Annotated in this window: 19 protein-coding genes; 8 read left to right on the top strand and 11 right to left on the bottom strand. The window is 32.6% G+C overall.

Going from position 1 to position 19,116, the window contains the following annotated elements:
- The first annotated feature begins 82 nt into the window (after positions 1–82).
- A complete protein-coding gene (locus tag STK_RS08830; protein ID WP_010979634.1) occupies positions 83–1,267 on the top strand; it encodes a metal-dependent hydrolase family protein in 1,185 nt (394 codons plus the stop codon).
- Here STK_RS08830 and STK_RS08825 read toward each other — a convergent pair.
- The 3 genes from STK_RS08825 to STK_RS08815 form a co-directional block, all read right to left on the bottom strand.
- Positions 1,257–1,901: a hypothetical protein gene (locus STK_RS08825; RefSeq protein ID WP_010979633.1), complete on the bottom strand. Its 645-nt coding sequence runs from the start codon at positions 1,899–1,901 to the stop codon at positions 1,257–1,259. The two genes, STK_RS08830 and STK_RS08825, sit on opposite strands and share 11 nt — an antisense overlap.
- Before the next feature lie 405 nt (positions 1,902–2,306).
- A complete protein-coding gene (locus STK_RS08820) occupies positions 2,307–3,695 on the bottom strand; it encodes a hypothetical protein (protein WP_010979632.1) in 1,389 nt (462 codons plus the stop codon).
- Entirely contained in the window at positions 3,685–4,398 is a 714-nt protein-coding gene (locus STK_RS08815) for an ABC transporter ATP-binding protein (protein WP_010979631.1), read from the bottom strand. Before STK_RS08815 ends, STK_RS08820 begins: the two co-directional genes overlap by 11 nt.
- A gap of 337 nt (positions 4,399–4,735) precedes the next feature.
- Here STK_RS08815 and STK_RS08810 point away from each other — a divergent pair, with 337 nt between their 5' ends.
- The 4 genes from STK_RS08810 (at position 4,736) to STK_RS08795 (ending at position 7,507) form a co-directional block, all read left to right on the top strand.
- The gene (locus STK_RS08810; protein ID WP_010979630.1) at positions 4,736–5,989 is read left to right on the top strand and encodes an AAA family ATPase; all 1,254 of its coding nucleotides are present in this window, start codon (positions 4,736–4,738) and stop codon (positions 5,987–5,989) included.
- Entirely contained in the window at positions 5,982–6,377 is a 396-nt protein-coding gene (locus STK_RS08805) for a hypothetical protein (protein ID WP_010979629.1), read from the top strand. Before STK_RS08810 ends, STK_RS08805 begins: the two co-directional genes overlap by 8 nt.
- A gap of 411 nt (positions 6,378–6,788) precedes the next feature.
- Complete coding sequence (locus tag STK_RS08800) at positions 6,789–7,181, top strand: HEPN domain-containing protein (protein ID WP_010979628.1); 393 nt, start codon at positions 6,789–6,791, stop codon at positions 7,179–7,181.
- Positions 7,151–7,507, top strand: coding sequence for a nucleotidyltransferase domain-containing protein (locus STK_RS08795; protein WP_010979627.1), 357 nt, complete (start codon positions 7,151–7,153; stop codon positions 7,505–7,507). The genes STK_RS08800 and STK_RS08795 overlap by 31 nt, the downstream gene beginning before the upstream one ends.
- Before the next feature lie 71 nt (positions 7,508–7,578).
- Here STK_RS08795 and STK_RS08790 read toward each other — a convergent pair whose 3' ends face one another.
- From STK_RS08790 to STK_RS08760, 7 genes are all read right to left on the bottom strand, one after another.
- The gene (locus STK_RS08790; RefSeq protein ID WP_052846603.1) at positions 7,579–7,986 is read right to left on the bottom strand and encodes a PIN domain-containing protein; all 408 of its coding nucleotides are present in this window, start codon (positions 7,984–7,986) and stop codon (positions 7,579–7,581) included.
- Positions 7,970–8,212 carry an AbrB/MazE/SpoVT family DNA-binding domain-containing protein gene (locus STK_RS08785; protein ID WP_010979625.1) on the bottom strand — a complete coding sequence of 81 codons (243 nt, stop codon included), beginning with the start codon at positions 8,210–8,212 and terminating at the stop codon, positions 7,970–7,972. Before STK_RS08785 ends, STK_RS08790 begins: the two co-directional genes overlap by 17 nt.
- Positions 8,213–8,621: 409 nt before the next feature.
- Complete coding sequence (locus tag STK_RS08780) at positions 8,622–10,703, bottom strand: xanthine dehydrogenase family protein molybdopterin-binding subunit (RefSeq protein ID WP_010979624.1); 2,082 nt, start codon at positions 10,701–10,703, stop codon at positions 8,622–8,624.
- A gap of 25 nt (positions 10,704–10,728) precedes the next feature.
- Positions 10,729–11,148: an alpha-E domain-containing protein gene (locus tag STK_RS08775; RefSeq protein WP_010979623.1), complete on the bottom strand. Its 420-nt coding sequence runs from the start codon at positions 11,146–11,148 to the stop codon at positions 10,729–10,731.
- A complete protein-coding gene (locus STK_RS08770; protein ID WP_010979622.1) occupies positions 11,138–11,938 on the bottom strand; it encodes a transglutaminase family protein in 801 nt (266 codons plus the stop codon). Before STK_RS08770 ends, STK_RS08775 begins: the two co-directional genes overlap by 11 nt.
- Positions 11,923–13,245, bottom strand: coding sequence for a circularly permuted type 2 ATP-grasp protein (locus tag STK_RS08765; protein ID WP_232616457.1), 1,323 nt, complete (start codon positions 13,243–13,245; stop codon positions 11,923–11,925). The genes STK_RS08770 and STK_RS08765 overlap by 16 nt, the downstream gene beginning before the upstream one ends.
- Positions 13,246–13,743: 498 nt before the next feature.
- Positions 13,744–14,040: a hypothetical protein gene (locus tag STK_RS08760; RefSeq protein ID WP_052846602.1), complete on the bottom strand. Its 297-nt coding sequence runs from the start codon at positions 14,038–14,040 to the stop codon at positions 13,744–13,746.
- Positions 14,041–14,114: 74 nt separating this feature from the next.
- Here STK_RS08760 and STK_RS08755 point away from each other — a divergent pair, with 74 nt between their 5' ends.
- From STK_RS08755 to STK_RS08745, 3 genes are read left to right on the top strand one after another with little or no spacing between them, the layout of a single operon-like run.
- Positions 14,115–15,410 (top strand): TrpB-like pyridoxal phosphate-dependent enzyme, encoded by a 1,296-nt coding sequence (locus STK_RS08755; protein ID WP_010979620.1) that lies wholly within the window; start codon positions 14,115–14,117, stop codon positions 15,408–15,410.
- Positions 15,411–15,435: 25 nt separating this feature from the next.
- The gene (locus STK_RS08750) at positions 15,436–16,236 is read left to right on the top strand and encodes a DUF973 family protein (protein WP_198429671.1); all 801 of its coding nucleotides are present in this window, start codon (positions 15,436–15,438) and stop codon (positions 16,234–16,236) included.
- 15 nt (positions 16,237–16,251) lie between these two features.
- Positions 16,252–17,541 carry a protein kinase domain-containing protein gene (locus tag STK_RS08745; RefSeq protein WP_010979618.1) on the top strand — a complete coding sequence of 430 codons (1,290 nt, stop codon included), beginning with the start codon at positions 16,252–16,254 and terminating at the stop codon, positions 17,539–17,541.
- Here the strand turns inward: STK_RS08745 and STK_RS08740 are convergent.
- Entirely contained in the window at positions 17,538–19,109 is a 1,572-nt protein-coding gene (locus STK_RS08740; protein WP_010979617.1) for an NCS1 family nucleobase:cation symporter-1, read from the bottom strand. The genes STK_RS08745 and STK_RS08740 overlap by 4 nt on opposite strands.
- Positions 19,110–19,116 lie beyond the last annotated feature (7 nt).

Genomic DNA, 19,116 nt, shown 5'->3' with positions numbered 1-19,116 from the left:
TGACAGAAATATATAATCAAAACATCTTTTAGTCTCCTCTTGGTACCATAAGCTAAATATTTTCTTTTTACGTTAATATTTTATGATAAGTTTAATTGGAAAGATTTTTGATGGAGAGAAAATAATTGAAAAGGGAACTGTTGTTATAGATGGAGATAAAATAGTCAAAATAGTAGAAGAAGAGAGTAAAGAAGGAGAAGTTATATACGGAAATTTCATAATGCCTGGTTTAATTGATACCCATATACATTTCTTCGGTGTAGATGAGGATAATCTTCTGTCATGGAATCTCGTTAACGAAATTGACGTCGCTATAAGAAGTACGAGAGATATGGAAAGGATTTTAAGATCGGGGTTTACAACCGTTAGGGATTTAGGGAGTAAAGTAGCGGTTAATTTAGCCAGATTACAAAGAAAAGGTGAGATCATAGGACCTACTGTCATTGCTTCTGGATACTCGTTATCAATAACTGGAGGTAATGATGACCCCAAATCATTACCTATTGACATAGCTCAAAGGCTTTCATATTCCTTCTATTGTGATTCCCCATATGAGTGCAGAAAGGCCGTAAGAATGGCGATAAGGCAGGGTGCAACAGTAATAAAAGTTTATGCTTCTGGTGCATTTTCTCAAGGAGGAAAAATAATGCCGGGATTTTCACTAGATGAGTTAAAAGCAATTGTTGAAGAGGCTCATAGAAATGGACTTAAAGTTGCGTCTCATGCCTATGGGAAGGAAGCTATTATGAACTCAGTCCTAGCTGGAGTTGATACGATAGAACATGGTTTAGGCTTAGATGAGGAATCTGCCACTTTAATTAAAGAAAAAGGAGTATGTTATATACCTACATTAGCGACTTACGAAATACCATTTGAAGTAGATCCAATAGTTAGACCATTTAGAGAAGAACTAGTTAAAAGGCACTTCACTGAAGATATGAGAATTGCAATATCTAAAGGTTTGAAAATTGCATTGGGAACTGATTATGTAGGATCTAAACAAAGACCTCACGGAAAAAATTATAGAGAAGCTGTACTACTTTCAAGATATATGCCAAATGTAGAAGTATTAAAATCTGCAACTTCTATAGCTAGTGAATGCCTAGGATTACACAATGTTGGCAGAATAAGAGAAGGTTATAACGCTGATGTAATCGTATTAAACGCTGATCCCTTAAATGACATAGAAAACTTATCACCACAACATATAATGTATGTGATAAAAGAAGGGCAAAAGTATAAAGGTTATGCTCTTTTTAATGATTAATTTCTGTAGCTTCAACTGTATATGTCACATTTTCTAACTGAGAAAAAATCTGTAGTAGAGATTGTATAGAAGAGAAAAATCCAGATGTTTCTATTACATAAGCTTGATCTCCCTTAATAAGTACTATTCCACTTTCAGGATATATTGACTCTCCGTAAAGCGAGTTTTCCAATTCATATTCATTATTAGAATAATAGTATTTAAAACCATTATAAGTACCATTTATAGTTACGTTAGAAGATGGTAAGATTGAAAGAGAAACGTTTACAAATCGCGTGCTATTATAATTAATTTCCGCTATAATGAGTACCGACTGATTTTGGGTTAAAACCTCTAAAGTTCCATTACTCGAAAAAGTAGAAATTACTTCTAAAGTTGGATAAATTGCACTTAATGGCGAATCAAAAGGGATGGTAGGAATTGTTAAATTCTTTTTAAAAGTAAGATTGAAAAAAGTGTATCCAAATCCGCGATAATACGTGAAGGAAAGGTGCTTATCTATTGTCCAATTGTCTGAGGAATATAGTATCTGAATTTTTGATTTTATTATTTTAGGCGATTGATTAGCGTAAAAATAAAGCCCAACAGCAATAACTAATAGAACAATAAGAATTATCGTTAATTTTGATACCACACATTACAACTTATTTTCAGTATTTATAAATATTCACTTCACATTTGTGAAAATATAATTATCCACTAATTTCTTTAATACTTAAATTTACACTATACAAGTAGTTATATAAGGTAATCTAAAAAGAAACACAGCTATCAATAATACTACCCTGATTCTCAGCATAATGGGAAAAACAAAATTTCAAGAAATTTAATCCTATAATATATATTATATGCCATAGTTAGAGTTCATAATCGTATAGAGTATCATCTTGAGAAAAATCTATTAGAGAGTGAAAACCGAGATGAATTTCTCTTACACTTTGTCAAAAACTTCTAGCTAATTTACCCATCTTGCTAATTCCTTCAATTTATTAATTATTATTCTTAAAATTCAAGTTAAAAATTATGAAATAGCCATAGGCTAGACATATCCAGCTTCGGTCATTTTACTAATTACCTTGGATATCATCTTATCTTGTAACAAATAAACGGACAGTATTGCTAGTACAAGGACACTGATTCCTAATATAAGAAGAGATGCAAATATTACGAATAGTATTGGTATTACAATAATACCAAATACAAACCCCATTAGAAAATTCTTTCCCCTAATTTCTATATTAATAGGGTTAAACTCGTCCTTTAGTTGCATAGGGATAGTCAAAGCTAATAGGTAAGTATATAGCATACATACTAGTGGAGTATAGAGTAATAAGGCAATCCCTATTTTTAGGAAAACAGGGTTCCAGACCGAGAGTACAAAACTAGATATTGCGAACGGAATGTTTATTATGAGGCTTTGAACTCCAGTAGCAATCATTAAATATCTAAAGAACTTATAGCCTATTGAAGGTACTGTAAGCCAAAGTCTTTCACTCATTAGGTTACTCATGCTCACGAAAAGTGTTGAGAAAATTGTTATATATGAGATGACTATGGATACTCCCGCATTTAATGATTCAATAGAAGTTAAAATCAAGTACCTAAACACTATGAAGTAAACAACTGCTAATACTGAAGTTATTAAGATGATCCAATTCATCTTGACTACCTTCATACTGTAATTCCCAGAAAAAGTGTAGAAACCAGTTCTACCGGTTAAGGAGAAATAGGTTAATTTTAGTTGTAAAATCGCCTTAAATGGACTTGAAGTCGTAAAAGATATGGGATGTTCCACTATCCCAGAAGTTCTCGATACCTTTTTCATTAGTATTTGGTCATAGTTCCCTATTTTCCTTATTGATATAATCGTTAACATCACGGTATATGGTAATGTAACTGAGAGACTTTCGTATAAGTAGCCGAAAGCTGCTGAAGTAGGAGAGTATTCAAAACCGAATAGCGGTGACAAGAGCCATAACGCTACCGCTACTATTATTAGAATTTTATAACTCGTCCTAACCTCTTGTAAAGTAAGATTTAGTGAGAGTAGAGAGATACCTAATAGAGGGGATATTATCAACAACCCAGAACTATAGGAAAATGATGTCAAATAAACTATAAATACTAAATAAATTATTAAATTTGAAATGTACAAAGCTATGCCTAATTTCTTTCTATCTATAGGTAATGTGAACAAATAATCTAAGTCTGCCTTCATTAGAGTGAATCCAGAAATGTAAGCGAAGAGAATGTAAAAGGCGGTAATATAAACGATACTGTAGTAACTAGGTAGTGCTGAATGTATACCTTTTGAAATCGTCGGTATAATACTATATAGTGAAATAAGAACAGTTATTACTATTAATGCTATAAGTCCCCCTTTCGAGAATCTACTGAATAAAATAAGTTTCACTAATTTACTTAACACTTTCCATCAACCTCGCAACTATAGATTCAATAGGTTCATTCTCCTCACCAAACTTCTTCAGGTCAGATATATTACCTTGCCATACTACCTGACCATTAGATAATACTATTACCTTACTGGCTAGTCTTCTGGCTATAGACATTATATGAGTTGAAACCAGCATAGTAGCATTAGTCATGGAATTTAGCAGTGATATAACCCTCTCTTGAGTTGGTATATCCAAATAATTCAAAGGCTCATCTAAAAGCAGTATTTCTGGATCATGGATTAAGGCTAAAGCCAAAGCCAATTTCTGCCTATTACCTCTAGATAGAGACATAACCCTATTCTTCTCGTACTGTCTGAGAGCTAAAAAATCTAAGAGTTTGTCAACCTTATCCTTAACATTATTTACTCCTCTTAATGAAGCAATATACTCCAAATTCTCTCTAACAGTAAGCATCAAATAGGGGCTTGCATCTTCTGGTAAATATCCAATTATCCCCCTAGCTTTAGTAGAAAAGGGATCTAATCCTTTGACAAGAACTTCTCCATTATCCGGTCTTAATAAACCGACGATTAGTTTGAGAGTAGTCGATTTACCTGCTCCGTTAGGTCCTAAAAGTGCCACCTTTTCTCCACATTCAATCGTAAACGAAACATTATTTAACGCAGTAACTTTACCGTATTTCTTGACTACATTTCTAAGCTCGATACAATTCATAGAATAAATTATGAACTAAAAATTAAAACCTTAACTGTATTAATCCTTTGTATAATTCATTATTTTCATGTTAATTCAGCATATCTTTCTTTAACTTTAGCGTAAAATCAAAAATCAGTTTAGACTCTAAATCATAATCCTTATCCTTATTTTTATGGTGCTTATGATATAACATTTATAGTCAGATAAAGTTATCTAGAGCTAGAAGATTACCAGACTTATTGATATAGCTTTTAAACATGTTACGTGTTCCTATGAATTAGGAAAGTAACAGTGAATTAAGATTAATAACCAATAAATCAACAGTTTTTATTAAATTCAACTCTAATTAATAGTTATGAATTGGACACTTACCATAAAAGAATTTGGTCCATTTAACAACACCTCATTAGAGCTTAAACCTTTAACGATATTCATAGGTAAAAACAGCCTAGGCAAATCTCTCATACTGAGACTCCTATGGAGTCTCTCTTCTGCAGAACCAGATTATAAGGAATTTAGCAAGGAGTTTATGAGATTAGGCGGGTACTCCAGAAGGGAGAATTTGTCGCTAAAAGATAAGGAAGCGATAAAGGATTACGTAAATGTTTATATGAAAGCATTTTCCTTCTCTTTGTTAAAGGGTATTCAAAATAAAATAAAGGAAATTTTTGGCAAAACTGAAGGTGAGATTGAAGTTACATCTGAGCTAGCTAACATTAAGGTTAGTACTGAAGGACAATCAATACTTGAACCTAGTTTAGATAAATTAATAGACATCGACATAAACACGATTTCACCATTAAACATTGTCTTTAAATTTAAAGACGTGGAAAAATCAGAATATTACGTAAAGACGAAAGAAGAGCTTGATGATGCTTTAGATTTATCCTTACTTTATTTTACCTATTCTCGCTTCGAACCGTTTTTTCAAGCTGATACAAACAGAATATTTCTTATTGATGGTAGAGCTGGCTTAACAAGATTCTTCAACTTAAAGTTTTTGAAAACTCTTGATTTCTTAGACATAATTAGCAAAGAATACCTTTCCTCTTATTCATTATTATTAGAGGACTTTAGCAAAGGTAAAGTAGACTTTAACCTTATAAAAGATTTCTTTAACGAATTAGGTTTTGATCTAAAACTAATAGAGACGGAGGGAATAAAGTCTCCATATGTTAAAATGTGGAATGAAGTAACTTTACCTTTATCGGAGGCTCCTTCCGGAATTAGAGAGGCTCTTCCTATAACCTTAGCATTGGCAAGTAAGGAAGTTTCAGTCATCTACATAGAAGAACCAGAAGCTCATTTGCATCCCAAAGCTCAGAGGATAATGGCTAAAATGATTTCAGATGCGGTAAAGAACGGTAAATACGTCTTCCTAACTACTCATAGCGATTATCTCCTTTACTCTATAAGCAACTTAATTGCTATGTCACAAAAGGACAAGAAAGGGTTAGACCATAATAAGGTTGCCGTATATTTGTTAAAGAGAGATGGTGAGTATACCAGAATTGATAAGGTTGAGGTTAATGAAGACGGGATTAATGAAGATGAATTCACAAAAGTAGCAGAAGAATTATTAGACGAGAAAGGAAAGATATATGACTGATGAATGTAGATTATCCTCTAGGTTTAACATGTGTATAATATTAGATTTAGATAGAATTGTATCTTCAGAGAAACATGCAGATCTTCTATTAATATGTAATGAAGTTGTGATAGTTATTGAGGAAACAAGGTCAATGAAAAGTTATGATATAGAGCAAGTGGTTCAAACGTTAAATGATGTTAAGAATAATAAAAAGAGATACGATATACCCATAGATCCTTCAAAGTTTATAGGAATTATACATTCCTCTAAAAAGTTTGACCCAATTGCAGTTAAGTATTTGTCTAAGAAAACAGGAAAGGGTTTTATCATAGATAAGGCGGAATGTTGTGATATTTTAATAAAGAAAATTGAACAAATACTTTACAATAGAAGAATAAACCTTTGAAAACTATGAAAATGATAAATTAGAAAAATTCTGAGACGACTTGTTAATAATGATTAGCATTATATAATTAACAAGAAAAATTTTCAGTCTATACGTGAAGATAAATATATGCCTTAATAAGATAGAGAATCAGATTATTTTCTGTAACTCTTTATAATGAATTACTTTTCCCTTCTTTGGTTGCAACCCAGTTTCATTATAAGGTTTTTCATAGTAAATGCTAAGGGAAAATAACATTCGAAAATATGAAATATGTCTTGTTACTTCAGTCATTAGTTCACTTTCGGTACCTTAACTTATTCTTTTAATATTAAAAAGACTATACAATATATAATTTTAGATCAAAGGCGATAATTCAACTTAGGAAAATCATTGAGTAAATTAAAATACTCGTTAAAGTAATCTAAATACGTGAATTATAAAGAGTGGTTAGAACAAGCAGTTGAGGCTCTCGATACAGCCAACGTTCTTATTATTACAGAGAAATATTATGCCTCTGCTTTTTATTCTCAGCAAGCAGCAGAAAAAGCGTTAAAATCATTTGTTTTATATCTGGGTAAAGACCCAGGCAAAACACATTCACTCACGGAACTAGCTGAAATACTAGAGAAGGAAGGTGTACAAATTCCAGTGAAGATTAAAGAGAATTTAATGGTTCTTTCTCCTCATTTTATTATATCAAGGTATCCAGATGCTGCGAACGGTGTTCCTTATAAACAGTATAACAAGTCAATAGCGGAGGACTTGTATAATAGAGTTAAAGAGGTAATAGAATGGGTAAAATCAGAGGTAAGTCAGCAATAGAGAGTCAAATTAAAATGTTAAACCTAGCAAAGGAAATAGTGGAGAAGGTATCGGAGGAACTTCCACAACTTATAGAGGTTTATATCTTCGGCTCTAGGGCTAGAGGGGATTATCTTGATACCAGTGACATTGACTTACTCTTTGTATTTAAGGGAATAAAGGGACTTTCCACATTCGAGAAGATGAACCTCGTTTCAAAATATATTAAGGGTAATGTGGATTATATAGTCGTTGATGAAGAAGAGAAGGATAGAATTAAAGAGAAGAAGCTATTTTGGAAAAGAGATTATGGGTTTATAGATTATAACGAGCTATTAGAATCGTAAAGTATGAAATTTTGCATGCAATTTCATTCTATGAAACAATTTTAATCTAAAAGAGGAAAAACTTAATGGCGTTAGCTCTCATTTAAGCTTTGTATGACAATATTCTCTTTATCAATCTCTTTTAACTTGAGATCTAAAGAAAGCAATCTGAGATTATAAGCTTTTGCAGTATAGTATAAGATCAAATCTATCAAATCGTTATGCCTTTTATCATTCAAAGCCTTTATGTAAGCTGATATTGGTATTTTTACTAAACGATAAGTTTTATTTATACTTTTCAGACCTGTCTTCACTACATTAAAATCTACTTCAATTCCTTGTTTTATTAGCCTCTTAATTACCCACATAGCTTCTAGCAGTGATAACTCTGTGAAATAAACTTCATGATTATAGAACTCTTTTATGATGTTTATTATTTCCTCACCTACATCTATGCCAAGGGCAGGAAGAATAAAACTTGTATCAATGAGGATTCTCATAACTATTTTGCTCCTCTTCACTTATTTTTTCTATCTCATCTAATGTGATCTTTGCAAACTTCTTACCTTTTATTGAAAACAGTATAGCATCATTATGTTCTAAAATTATCTTATTATCTTTAACCCTTAGGGATAATATATCACCTTCTTTTATGTTAAGCTCTTCAGCAACAGCCTTGGGAATATGAATTGTAAGCTTCTTACCTACACGTATTTTAGTCTTCATAATTTAAAATAAGTCAGACTATTATAAAAATATTCTTACTCATTCATGAAGAGTCTAATTTAGATTTTATATTCATGTAGTACTTAATAGGAAAACCGTTACATTTTTATGTTACGTTGAAAATATATTAAGAAGATCTTCTCACTAATTGAAAATCTGTTTCTAGTAAGCGATTAGACTAAGAAGTAAAATTCAGGATAATCATTAGTTTATAAGCAAATATTATGATTTTTTATGGTAAGGTAATTTCCTTAAACACTATTCATAATTTAAATTCCTTAGCACCTATACTTTTATATATATTCTTCTAGAAATAAACAAAATGTATCATTATAAATATTATTCCTAATAAACAGAAGATTAAGGCTTATTAAAATAGAGGAGTATATTGAATAATAATTAAACAAATTTAAAAATCATCTAACCTTATGGGCACTTTTTTAACCCTTCTCTTTAGAACATCTTCTACAGCACTAGTTACAGCTGCAGCAGCAACACCAACTGGTATCTCACCAATTCCTTTTACGCCTCCTGGCGTAACTGGAGAAGGTGTTGGTACAATATTAATCTCGATTTCTGGTAAATCTAATGCTGTTGGTAAACCGTAGTCTGCTAAACTGGTAGTTAATAAATTACCCTGATCATCATAAACGTAAGATTCATAAAGTGCGATAGAAATTCCTATTGCTGTACCGCCAATAACTTGTTCTTTTACAAGATCTTCGTCTATTGGATTACCTGGATCTATATAAACAACATGCTTTATCGGTTTAATTTTGCCATCTTCAATTCTAACTACAGCTAAATCACAAGCAAATGGGTATGCATTAAATCTATATTTCCCTTGAAGGGAGAAAGTAAAAGTTACTTCTTCTCCCTCAAATTGCGTAATTCCTATTTTACCATGTTCACCAAGGAAGTATCCATCTTTATACTCAGCATTTCCTATAAGACTCTCAGCTTCTCTTTTTAGCTTAGCCTTCAACTCTTCTACAGCACCACTTATAGCCCCATAAGTGAAAGCAGCCATTCTACTTCCACCGGGACCAAAGGATGAAGTCAGTTCATTATTATCTAAAATTTCATAAGTCACTAGATCTGTTGGGATTCCAAGAAGTTTCGAGACTAACAAAACAGCTGTATGTTCATTTCCCTGTCCTTCCGGTCCAAAGCCTAACCCTACCACGACTTTACCATTCTTTATTTTTAACTTAACTCTCTCGCTCCCAGAAGGTGTACTAGGATCAGTAGATAATGCTAAACCAACACCAGTTTTTTCATCCCTCATCGAGAATATATCCTTCCTTGATAATGCCATTTCAAGCAACCCACTAGGATTACCAGAATCATAATAGGCAAATCCACTATCATATGGGAAAGAGTCGATCACGTTAGTTTTTCTAACCTCAGCCCTATCTAAACCTAATTCATCAGCTATTGCATCCATAACTCTTTCTAATGCCCATGTATGTGGAGGTGTACCAGCACCCCTAAATGCACCAGGTGGGTTCTTATTCGTGGCTACTAAAGTTGCAGTGTATCTAATCCCGGGTATCTTATATGGGCCAGTTAAATGTCCTAACGGTTTAAATGGTTGCCCAGCCTCTAATGATGCCCCTACATCTTCCCAAATATGAATATCTAAGAAATTCACTTTACCGCGCGAATCATAATAGGCTTTAATTTTGAATTTTCTTTCTGGCCCACTACTATTTGAAGCTAACAAATGTTCAGTTCTAGTTTCTATCCACTTTATTGGTACTTTAAATTTCAACGACGCGAAAGCTAATACTGATAAGTATCTAACTAAAGAAAATTTAGAACCGAAACTACCACCTTGTCTAGCATTTTTATGTATCACCTTAACTCCTAAGGCTTTTTCTAACTCGGAAATAACAAAATTTCCAGCTTGTTGATTTGAAATTATTTCTAAACCTTGAGTAGTAGGAATAACTATTGCTCCAAAAGTTTCAATTGGATTTCCACTACTCCTAGACCAATACAAATCTAGCTCTAATTCTTTCCCTTGATTAGATATTTTACCAAACTCAAAACTTTGCTCTCTTACAACGTTACTCCTTAACTCATCAAATACGTAAACTTCGCCCTTCAACGCTTTCTCTATATTAGGTATTGGTTCTAGAGGCTCGTAATCCACCTGTATTAACTCTGCTAAATCTGTGGCTTCATATGGATCATTAGCAATTACCAAAGCTACTGGCTGACCAACATATAAAGCCTTATTTGTAGCCATTAACATTGTTGATAATCCTGCACCTTCTCTTTCGCCTGCCTCTACTCTTCTTGCAATAATATCTTTACCAGTTAAAACCAAAGCCCCCTTTTTCTCGGCTTCACTCGTATCTATCTTCTTTATTCTTGCATGAGGATAAGGACTTCTCACAAATACAGCATATTTACCCTTAAAAGGATAGTCATCTATGTAATTTCCCTTTCCTTTAATTAAATCTATTACATCTAACCTTTTCATTAGAAGTTGATAACGTTAAAAATTATTAAAGTTTATTTCCGAATAGTTCGGGTTCATTCTCCTCTTGAGCTCTTATCCTTAATTCCTCCTTCGATTTAACAAAAAAGATCTCTAAAGATTGAGAGAGCTTATTAACATCATTCAAAATTCTAATGAAGTACCCTTCTAAATCATTAACATCTGAATCGATCTGAAAACCTAAGCTATTGACTTCTATTAAAGTTTTCTCATCTACAAAATTTCTTAAATCTTCTCTCAACATGACAAATGAATTTTTAATATATTGGAATATTTCACTACCGTCTTTCAAACCATACTCTTTCGCTAAATTATCTAATGAAACTCCATTATGTAATGCTAAAAGAGATATTCTACACATATTTTCTATCCTTTCTAAATATCTTCCAGCCCAGTATATTTTATAGGCAGTACTCCTAGGAATCATTCTTTTCCACCTCGATCCTAACTTCTTTTAACCAACCTCTTCCTGAACTTACAAATGTTCCAACTACTGGGCTTACATCGGAAAAATCCCTACCAATTGCAAATTTAATATAACCAAGATTATAATATTTACCTCTAGTAGGATCCACGTCTATGTAGGTACCACCCGGTGTTAAGACTTCGACCCATGCATGCGTTGCTCTAGGATTATCATTTACTACACCCATAACATATCTAGCTGGTATACCCAAAGCTCTTAGTAATGCTAAAGTAATGTGAGTGTAGTCTTGACATACCCCATAACCAATTTGAAAAGCTTCATAAGCTGTCGTATTCACGTTAGTTGCTCCAGCCTTATATTTTAATCTATCTCTAACAAACTTTACTATTGTTTCAATTACTTCTCCCAATGTTTTTAATCCTTTAGTTAATTCTTTAGCTATATTCGTAAATGGTTCAGGATCAACAAGTTTTGTAGGTAATAAGAATTCATTAAAGCCATAATTATAAGGAAATTCGTAATCAGTCTTTATAATCTTACTATCAACTTTCACTACATTATGTGAGTATATTTCCAATCTTCTGTGTGGTTCAGTAATTTTTACTTTATATACAATATTATGAAATATATCTCTATAACTAGTCATATAACCCCTAGGTATTGTACCTACTTCACTCTTTAGCAATACTTGGTTATCACCATCATAAGGGACGATCTTTAATATGTTTTCGTTTAATACAACATCAGCTTCATATTCGTAAATACTTAAATAACTCACTCTATAATCCATACAGGCTTCACCATACCTCCGGAGGAGTTATTTGTAATTCTACTACCTAATACTCCAACCCTACTTAAAATTGCGGTTGCAACTTTATCGTAATAAGTGAAAAAACGTAAATCAGCATAAGTTTCGTAAAAAGAGTCTCCTAAAAGTGAAACTACAGTATCAAAATCTAAGACTTCTTGTGCAATGAAATTCTCATACTCCTTCAATATCTCCTTAATAATATTTATATTATCATCCTTCACAATAGTTAGTCCTATACCTCCATAACCCTCTCTCTTCTTTATTACATATTTAGTTGGATAATTTAGCACTTTTTCTAAGTTATCTTTTTCATAAAGACAAAGAGTTATAGGTTGTATTACAAAGTCCATTTTTACACCGTACCTCTCAGCCAGGTAGGGTATCCAAATAAATGAAGCCTTATCATCTGCTATACCAGTACCGGGGGCGTTAGCTATTGTGACCCATCCCCTTAAATAAGCTTTCATTAAACTTGGTGTCAAATAATCTAAATCCTCAATTCTTCTATAAATAACATCAACATGGATCTCTCCTTCATCTACAGTATCTACCACCACTTCTCCATCCTTAATCTTTAAATCACTAGGCTCGACTAATATAAAGCCAAGTTTGTCTGAGATAAATTTATGTTCGAAATACGCTGAGTTATAAACACCATCGGTAAGTAAAACAATAACGGGGTCTTTTGTACCACTAACATAACGTAAAATATCGTGTAAATATTCAAGACCTTGTATAGGAGAAACGTTATAACCCTCCATTAACTCTGGTATAAACCTAGATACGTATTCAAACGACTTATAAGCATAAGCTATACCAGATGGTATTCTTAAATTATCCTCAAGTATGTAAGGTTTACTATTTACTCTAACTATGTCAGCACCATAAACATGTATATATATTCCTTTTGGTGGTGTAAAACCTATCATTTCTGGCCTAAAATAGGGTGCTGTCTTAATTATCCAATCTGGAATTGGTGAAGACTTCTCTTCATAAACCTCTTTTATTAGTCTATTCAAAACATAACTTCTTGCTATTAAATATCGTGAAACCTTATTGAAAAAATCCTTTGATACTAGCCTTGGAACTATATCTATTGGGATTGCCCTATAAGAATAACCAGTGTAAAAAGTAAAACCCTCCATGTAAGCCTGAAAATTAACTTTTTTGCTAATTTCGAAAATTCTTTTCTCCATATTTTGTAAATTATCGATAAGTTTAAAGTAAATAGCATCTAGAATAAATTCATTATAAGTTGGGTCCTTTGTTACTTTTCTTATTTTCACGAATATACGATAGTATGACGAAAATTTAAGCTTTTTACAAGGTATTTGCTTGAACATTTTTCATTTTTATAATAAAGAAGATAGAGGAGAAGTTAAAAGTCATATTTTAAAAGGATGTTAAAATAGAATAATGAACAAACTTAAGGCAAATAATAATTTCAATTATGAAAGATAATATACTGAACTTATTAATTAGGTAAAACCTAATTATAGTAAACAATAGGATAGTAGGTTTCTTAAGTATAGAAAATATTCGTTTTCGATAAAGCTATAAGTTATACTGAAAATTTCCCGATCTATGCTTATTTTTAGTCCCCTTCATTTTTACCATAACTAGCGTAGAAGGCTCTGAAATTATTTATACTCAAATATATGTAGCTTGCCCATAGAATATCCATCCATATTCTAATACAATAATATATTATCCGTGAATAGTAGTTTAAATTAAAACAGATTCTCGTAAGGTATAATGGATTCTCTTTGCTCTCTTCTTATAGCTTAGTTTTTAGGTAGTAGAAAAACATTCTTTTCCAAAATTAGTAGTTTATTCTCAGCAATCTTCAGTTTCTTTTTCAATTCATTTTCATACTCAATCATCTCATTTATTTTCTCATCCTGCATTTTCACTTTTTCCTCTAGCTCCTCTATTTTTTTAATTAAATCTTGCCAACTTTTAAGGTGTTTTAACACAACTTGAAGTATTGCAATAGCATAGACCCTATCATCTTCTGTCAAAGGTTCCCCTTTATAAAGCTTCGCTATCACGTCACTTACTCTATCAATTATGTCTTCCATCATTAAAATTACTACTAAAGGTGTATAAAAGAATTTCGAAAACGATAATAAAGGGAAATAACATTAAATATCACATGCTCGAAAAAGTTAGATTCGACTTACCGCAAGATGAGATACCAACAGAGTGGTATAACATTTTACCAGATCTACCGGAACCATTACCAGAACCCCAGGATCCTACTGGAAAATCATTTGAAATATTAAAACAAGTATTACCAAGTAAAGTTCTTGAACTCGAATTCTCAAAAGAGAGATATATAAAGATACCGGAAGAGGTTCTTCAACGATATTTACAAGTTGGAAGACCAACACCAATAATAAGGGCTAGAAAACTGGAGGAATACCTAGGAGGATATATAAAGATATATATGAAAATGGAAAGTCACACTTATACTGGTTCACACAAGATAAATAGTGCATTAGCTCACGTATATTTTGCAAAACTTGATAATGCTAAATTCGTTTCAACTGAAACTGGTGCAGGGCAATGGGGATCTGCAGTAGCGTTAGCTTCTGCATTATTTAATATTCAAGCTCACATTTTCATGGTCAGAACTAGTTACTACGCAAAACCCTATAGAAGGTATCTAATGCAAATGTATAATGCACAAGTACATCCAAGTCCTTCAGAATTCACCAGATACGGAAGAGAAGTTTTAGCTAAAGATCCCAACACACCGGGGTCATTAGGAATTGCTATATCAGAGGCTGTCTATTACGCCCTAGAAAATGGAGGAAAATACGTTGTAGGTAGTGTGGTAAACTCAGACATTCTCTTTAAAACAATTGCCGGAATGGAGGCAAAGAAGCAAATGGAAATGATTGGTGAAGACCCAGATTATATTATAGGAGTTGTTGGCGGAGGTTCAAATTACGCTGCTTTAGCTTATCCATTCTTAGGTGAAGAATTAAGAAAAGGTAAAGTAAGAAGAAAGTACATAGCATCTGGAGCAATAGAAGTACCAAAAATGACAAAAGGAGTTTATAAATACGATTATCCAGATACAGCAAAGATTTTGCCAATGCTAAAGATGTATACTATTGGATCTGACTTCATACCAGCACCAGTTTATGCTGGAGGCTTAAGATATCATGCAGTAGCACCAACATTATCGTTATTAATGTACAAAGGGATTGTACAAGCTAGGGATTATTCACAAGAAGAAGCATTTTCGTGGGCTAAATTGTTTAGTCAAATTGAAGGATGGGTACCGGCACCAGAAACTAGTCATGCATTACCAATCTTAAAAGAAATAGTTGAGGAAGCTAAGAAGAGTGGCGAAAAGAAAACAGTACTAATAAGCTTCTCAGGCCATGGATTATTGGATCTAGCTAACTACGCTGATGTGTTAGGTTTTAATAAGGAATAAATACGTGTTTGTTACACTAAATCTTATGATAGTTAACGAGGCTACAGAGTTTTCAAAATTGAGAAATGCCTTTTTATTGTTAACAGTAACAGAAATTGTATATTTTTCCTCAATAATTATCGAAATTACAGAACTTTTACAAGTACTTTCTTCTGGTAGTATTGTTTCCTTAAATGGCTTAATCACCTCGTTACTTTTACAGATTTTAGCATTAATATTGGGCATAATTAGTGGAATTTTTCTTTACTCTGGATTCAGAAATTTAAGTGCTTATAAAGGTCGTGCAGATACTGGTTCTTTATTAGTTATTGTCGGTTCAGTGTTTATCCCTATTATAGGGTTCATATCCATAATACTTTTTATTATAGGTTTTGCCTTAATTAAGGAAGGATTAGATAGAATAGCTAATGCTTATGGAGAAGAGTTAATTAAACATGGTGCGATTCTTAACGTCTTCCCAATAATCTCAATTATAGGTTTTATAATAACAGCTGTGGGATTAAATAGAATAATGAATAAACCATTAACAACTACTACCGTTAGCAGTAATCAAGTGAAAGAGATAGGGCTAGGAATAATCAGAAGTAACGGTTATATTTACCTTACTCTTGATTCCAAGATTTACGGTACAATAACTAGTGCAAAAATTGAAGGAACACCTTATTCAGTAATGCTTTCAATTCCACTCACTGTAGGTATAAATAACGTTATAATTAATATGGGAACTCCGCTATTCTTATCTCCTACACAATATAAGGTAACATTGGTAATAACTACAGGCTATTCAACTTTCACAGAAACACTACAAGCAATATATAACCCTTAACTAAAGATTTATTTTATGATAATTTTTAGCAAGCTACAAAAGGATTTTTCTTCATTGTCAACTATATCTATTGAAAAGAAAATCCCTCTGGTTATTTCTCCCATTGAGATTATTTTCTTCGGATCGGCTTTGGAGCCTATAGTAAAAAAGACTTTGTTTCCATCGACTTCAGTTAGTGATAAAACCTTTTCTATTTCTCAGTCTCAAGATTCATATCTTATATCTTTTTACACCCCATCTACAGCCTCAGTATATGCAGCAATAAAAATACCCTCTCTCGTTCCTATTGAGTGTTTGTCAGAATATGAGATTTGTGATTATCTAAAAGAGTTATTCCATTCCACTAATTTACAACAAATATATGAAAAGTATAAGAGTAAGATCTTACCAAGTTTTCCAAACTCTTGGCTCGGGAAAGAAATTTACGGTTATAAAATTGTAGGGATTATAGGAGAAGGAGGAAATTCCTTTGTACTCAGAGGAGTAAAAAACGGAATTAATTACGCAATTAAAATACCAAAAATAGACAATGCTAACATGTCGGCGACAGTCTCTAGTTTAAATCTCTTTAGGGAGTTATCTAAAGAAGCAATAAATCTAGTGGAAATTACCTCAAAATCCGAGTACCTAGTTCGTATTTACGCAGTATATAACGACCTAACAAATATAAAGGAAATAATGAGAGGTGATCCATTTCTATACCTATCATCACCACCAGCTATTATTATGGAATACATGGCTGGAGGATCAGTTCTCTCCTTATTGTCTAAAGGGTTTAATTACTCCTCAAAGTGGGAAGAAATAGTTGCAAAAATTGGCTTAGACATCGCATATGCACTAAAAACTCTTCACATATCTGGTTACGTTCACTTAGATGTTAAACCAAGTAACTTTTTACTTCCAAAAGAGGTCACAAATCCAGAAGAGGTTTGTAATATAAAAGTAAAGTTAGGAGATTTAGGTTCAGCTAAAAGAGTGAGAGAGCTACCAACACATCTAACTTCAGAATACGCGCCACCAGAACAATATATGGCATATCCTTCAATGCCAGTAATGGACGTGTTTTCGCTTGGTGCTTCATTACTAGCATTAACCTGGGGTAGAAGCGGTTTTAATCCAGATGAGATAATATTCACAAACGATATAAATTCAGTTTATTCAAAATATGTAAATTATTACCTAAAACTTTACTCCTCTACTTCAACTAAATTCCAGAAATATTTACTTTCTTTAGTATATCCCGATTATAGAAAAAGACCTAGTATCTTCCAAGTTATTGAAGGATTAAAAAGATTTTCTTGTTAGCTATAGATTTTCCTAGATTCTTCCGAAATATATCCTTCTCTCAGAGAACCTTTTAAGAATGGCTGATATTTAGGAATAACCCAGAATATCATTAAAGGAATATAAATTGCTCCAGAAAGTAAGAACGATAAAATCCAAGAATTATCTAGAACTATGTTCTCACCTGGATACGGTAGATAGAGTAACAAGGATATAACTACGAAAGTAATTAACGCTGCTGGATTAATTCCCTTCAAATATCTATATCTCCCTTTACTTAGAAACACATCCGGTAAGTCAATCTTAAACCTTCTAATTACCGCATAATCAAATATAATTATACCTTCAATACTCCCTAAAAGACCACCATAAGTTAATAACCAATTCTGTATGTAACTATACGCATTTCCATAATAACTCCATGCACCTATGGCTAAGCCTACTATTATTAAAATTAAGGATCCTCTAAACCATGATAAATATTTAGGAAACGTATTGGCAAAGTCATAAGCTGGACCCACAGCATTAGCATAAACATTAACAAGAAAAGTTCCCAAAATTATTCCTAAAAGTAATGGGATTGCAAAACTTGTATGAAGGGTAATTAGAATTATTGGATCCCAAATCGCTTCTCCATAAAGCTTTAATGATGTTGCCGTTGTCATGACTGACATAACAGCAATAAATAGCATTAAAAGAGGCATAGGAATTTGACCTATAGTTTGAGAAAACTGGTTTTTTGCAAATCTAGTATAATCTGGCATCGTTAGTGCCATAGTAGCCCAAAATGCAATATTTGCGTTTAAAAATGTTAAGAAAGATAATATCGATGGAGAAGAAGAGGTTGATAAAGAAAAGATGTTTATAGACCAATTTACTTTATTCATGAAATACATCCACGTAACTAGATAAGTTAAGAGTATTACCGGACCACCAATTCTTGCTAACCATTTTAAAGCAGGCTGTCCTTTATTTATCGGAGAAAAGTAAAATACTAGAATTTGAGCTAAAATAACTCCAGCAAATACTCCCCAAAATACTGTTGGAAAATCAATAGCTAATATAAATGGGTAATTTGAATAATGTGTTGCAGTATATTCCACAATGTTAACCTTTCCAGTTAAAATAGTATAGATTGCAGTTGCTGCTTCAGTAATAATATAACTCTCAATGCCCCACCAACCAGCACCTATTATAGCCCTAATCCAACTAGGTAGAATTGCTCCGTAAACACCCCATCTAGTTCTTGTTAATTGTGGCTCTGCTAAACCATATCTAGCTCCTCCATGGGATTGGATAATCATTGGGATTAAAACAATTAAATTTCCTAAAAACACTGTAAAAATTGATTGAATAACAGATAGACCAAGAACCAAACCAACACTTGCTAAAGTCCATGAAGGAACAATGAAGGCCATTGAGACCCAAATCCAGAAATAAGTTAATGCTCCCCAATTTCTACCTTTCACGGGTACTGGATGAATATCAGCATTCCATAACAGTTTCTCGTTTGGAAATACGTTAGTTAACTCTACTTGTCCCCTATCTTTATAATATCTTACTATTGACGATCTCTCTATTTCAGCCATCAAAACT

It is taken from the genome of Sulfurisphaera tokodaii str. 7, assembly GCF_000011205.1.
In the GTDB taxonomy this organism is placed as follows: Archaea; Thermoproteota; Thermoprotei_A; order Sulfolobales; family Sulfolobaceae; genus Sulfurisphaera; species Sulfurisphaera tokodaii.
The sequence above is the reverse complement of the archived record's forward strand: the minus strand, read 5'-3'. Positions and strand labels throughout refer to the sequence as shown.

Excerpts from the sequence above, each read along its gene's own strand:
- STK_RS08830 (WP_010979634.1), top strand. The coding sequence starts at position 83 with ATGATAAGTTTAATTGGAAAGATTTTTGATGGAGAGAAAATAATTGAA.
- STK_RS08815 (WP_010979631.1), bottom strand. The coding sequence starts at position 4,398 with ATGAATTGTATCGAGCTTAGAAATGTAGTCAAGAAATACGGTAAAGTT.
- STK_RS08810 (WP_010979630.1), top strand. The coding sequence starts at position 4,736 with ATGAATTGGACACTTACCATAAAAGAATTTGGTCCATTTAACAACACC.
- STK_RS08805 (WP_010979629.1), top strand. The coding sequence starts at position 5,982 with ATGACTGATGAATGTAGATTATCCTCTAGGTTTAACATGTGTATAATA.
- STK_RS08795 (WP_010979627.1), top strand. The coding sequence starts at position 7,151 with ATGGGTAAAATCAGAGGTAAGTCAGCAATAGAGAGTCAAATTAAAATG.
- STK_RS08790 (WP_052846603.1), bottom strand. The coding sequence starts at position 7,986 with ATGAGAATCCTCATTGATACAAGTTTTATTCTTCCTGCCCTTGGCATA.
- STK_RS08785 (WP_010979625.1), bottom strand. The coding sequence starts at position 8,212 with ATGAAGACTAAAATACGTGTAGGTAAGAAGCTTACAATTCATATTCCC.
- STK_RS08780 (WP_010979624.1), bottom strand. The coding sequence starts at position 10,703 with ATGAAAAGGTTAGATGTAATAGATTTAATTAAAGGAAAGGGAAATTAC.
- STK_RS08775 (WP_010979623.1), bottom strand. The coding sequence starts at position 11,148 with ATGATTCCTAGGAGTACTGCCTATAAAATATACTGGGCTGGAAGATAT.
- STK_RS08770 (WP_010979622.1), bottom strand. The coding sequence starts at position 11,938 with ATGGATTATAGAGTGAGTTATTTAAGTATTTACGAATATGAAGCTGAT.
- STK_RS08760 (WP_052846602.1), bottom strand. The coding sequence starts at position 14,040 with ATGGAAGACATAATTGATAGAGTAAGTGACGTGATAGCGAAGCTTTAT.
- STK_RS08755 (WP_010979620.1), top strand. The coding sequence starts at position 14,115 with ATGCTCGAAAAAGTTAGATTCGACTTACCGCAAGATGAGATACCAACA.
- STK_RS08750 (WP_198429671.1), top strand. The coding sequence starts at position 15,436 with ATGATAGTTAACGAGGCTACAGAGTTTTCAAAATTGAGAAATGCCTTT.
- STK_RS08745 (WP_010979618.1), top strand. The coding sequence starts at position 16,252 with ATGATAATTTTTAGCAAGCTACAAAAGGATTTTTCTTCATTGTCAACT.
- STK_RS08740 (WP_010979617.1), bottom strand. The coding sequence starts at position 19,109 with ATGGCTGAAATAGAGAGATCGTCAATAGTAAGATATTATAAAGATAGG.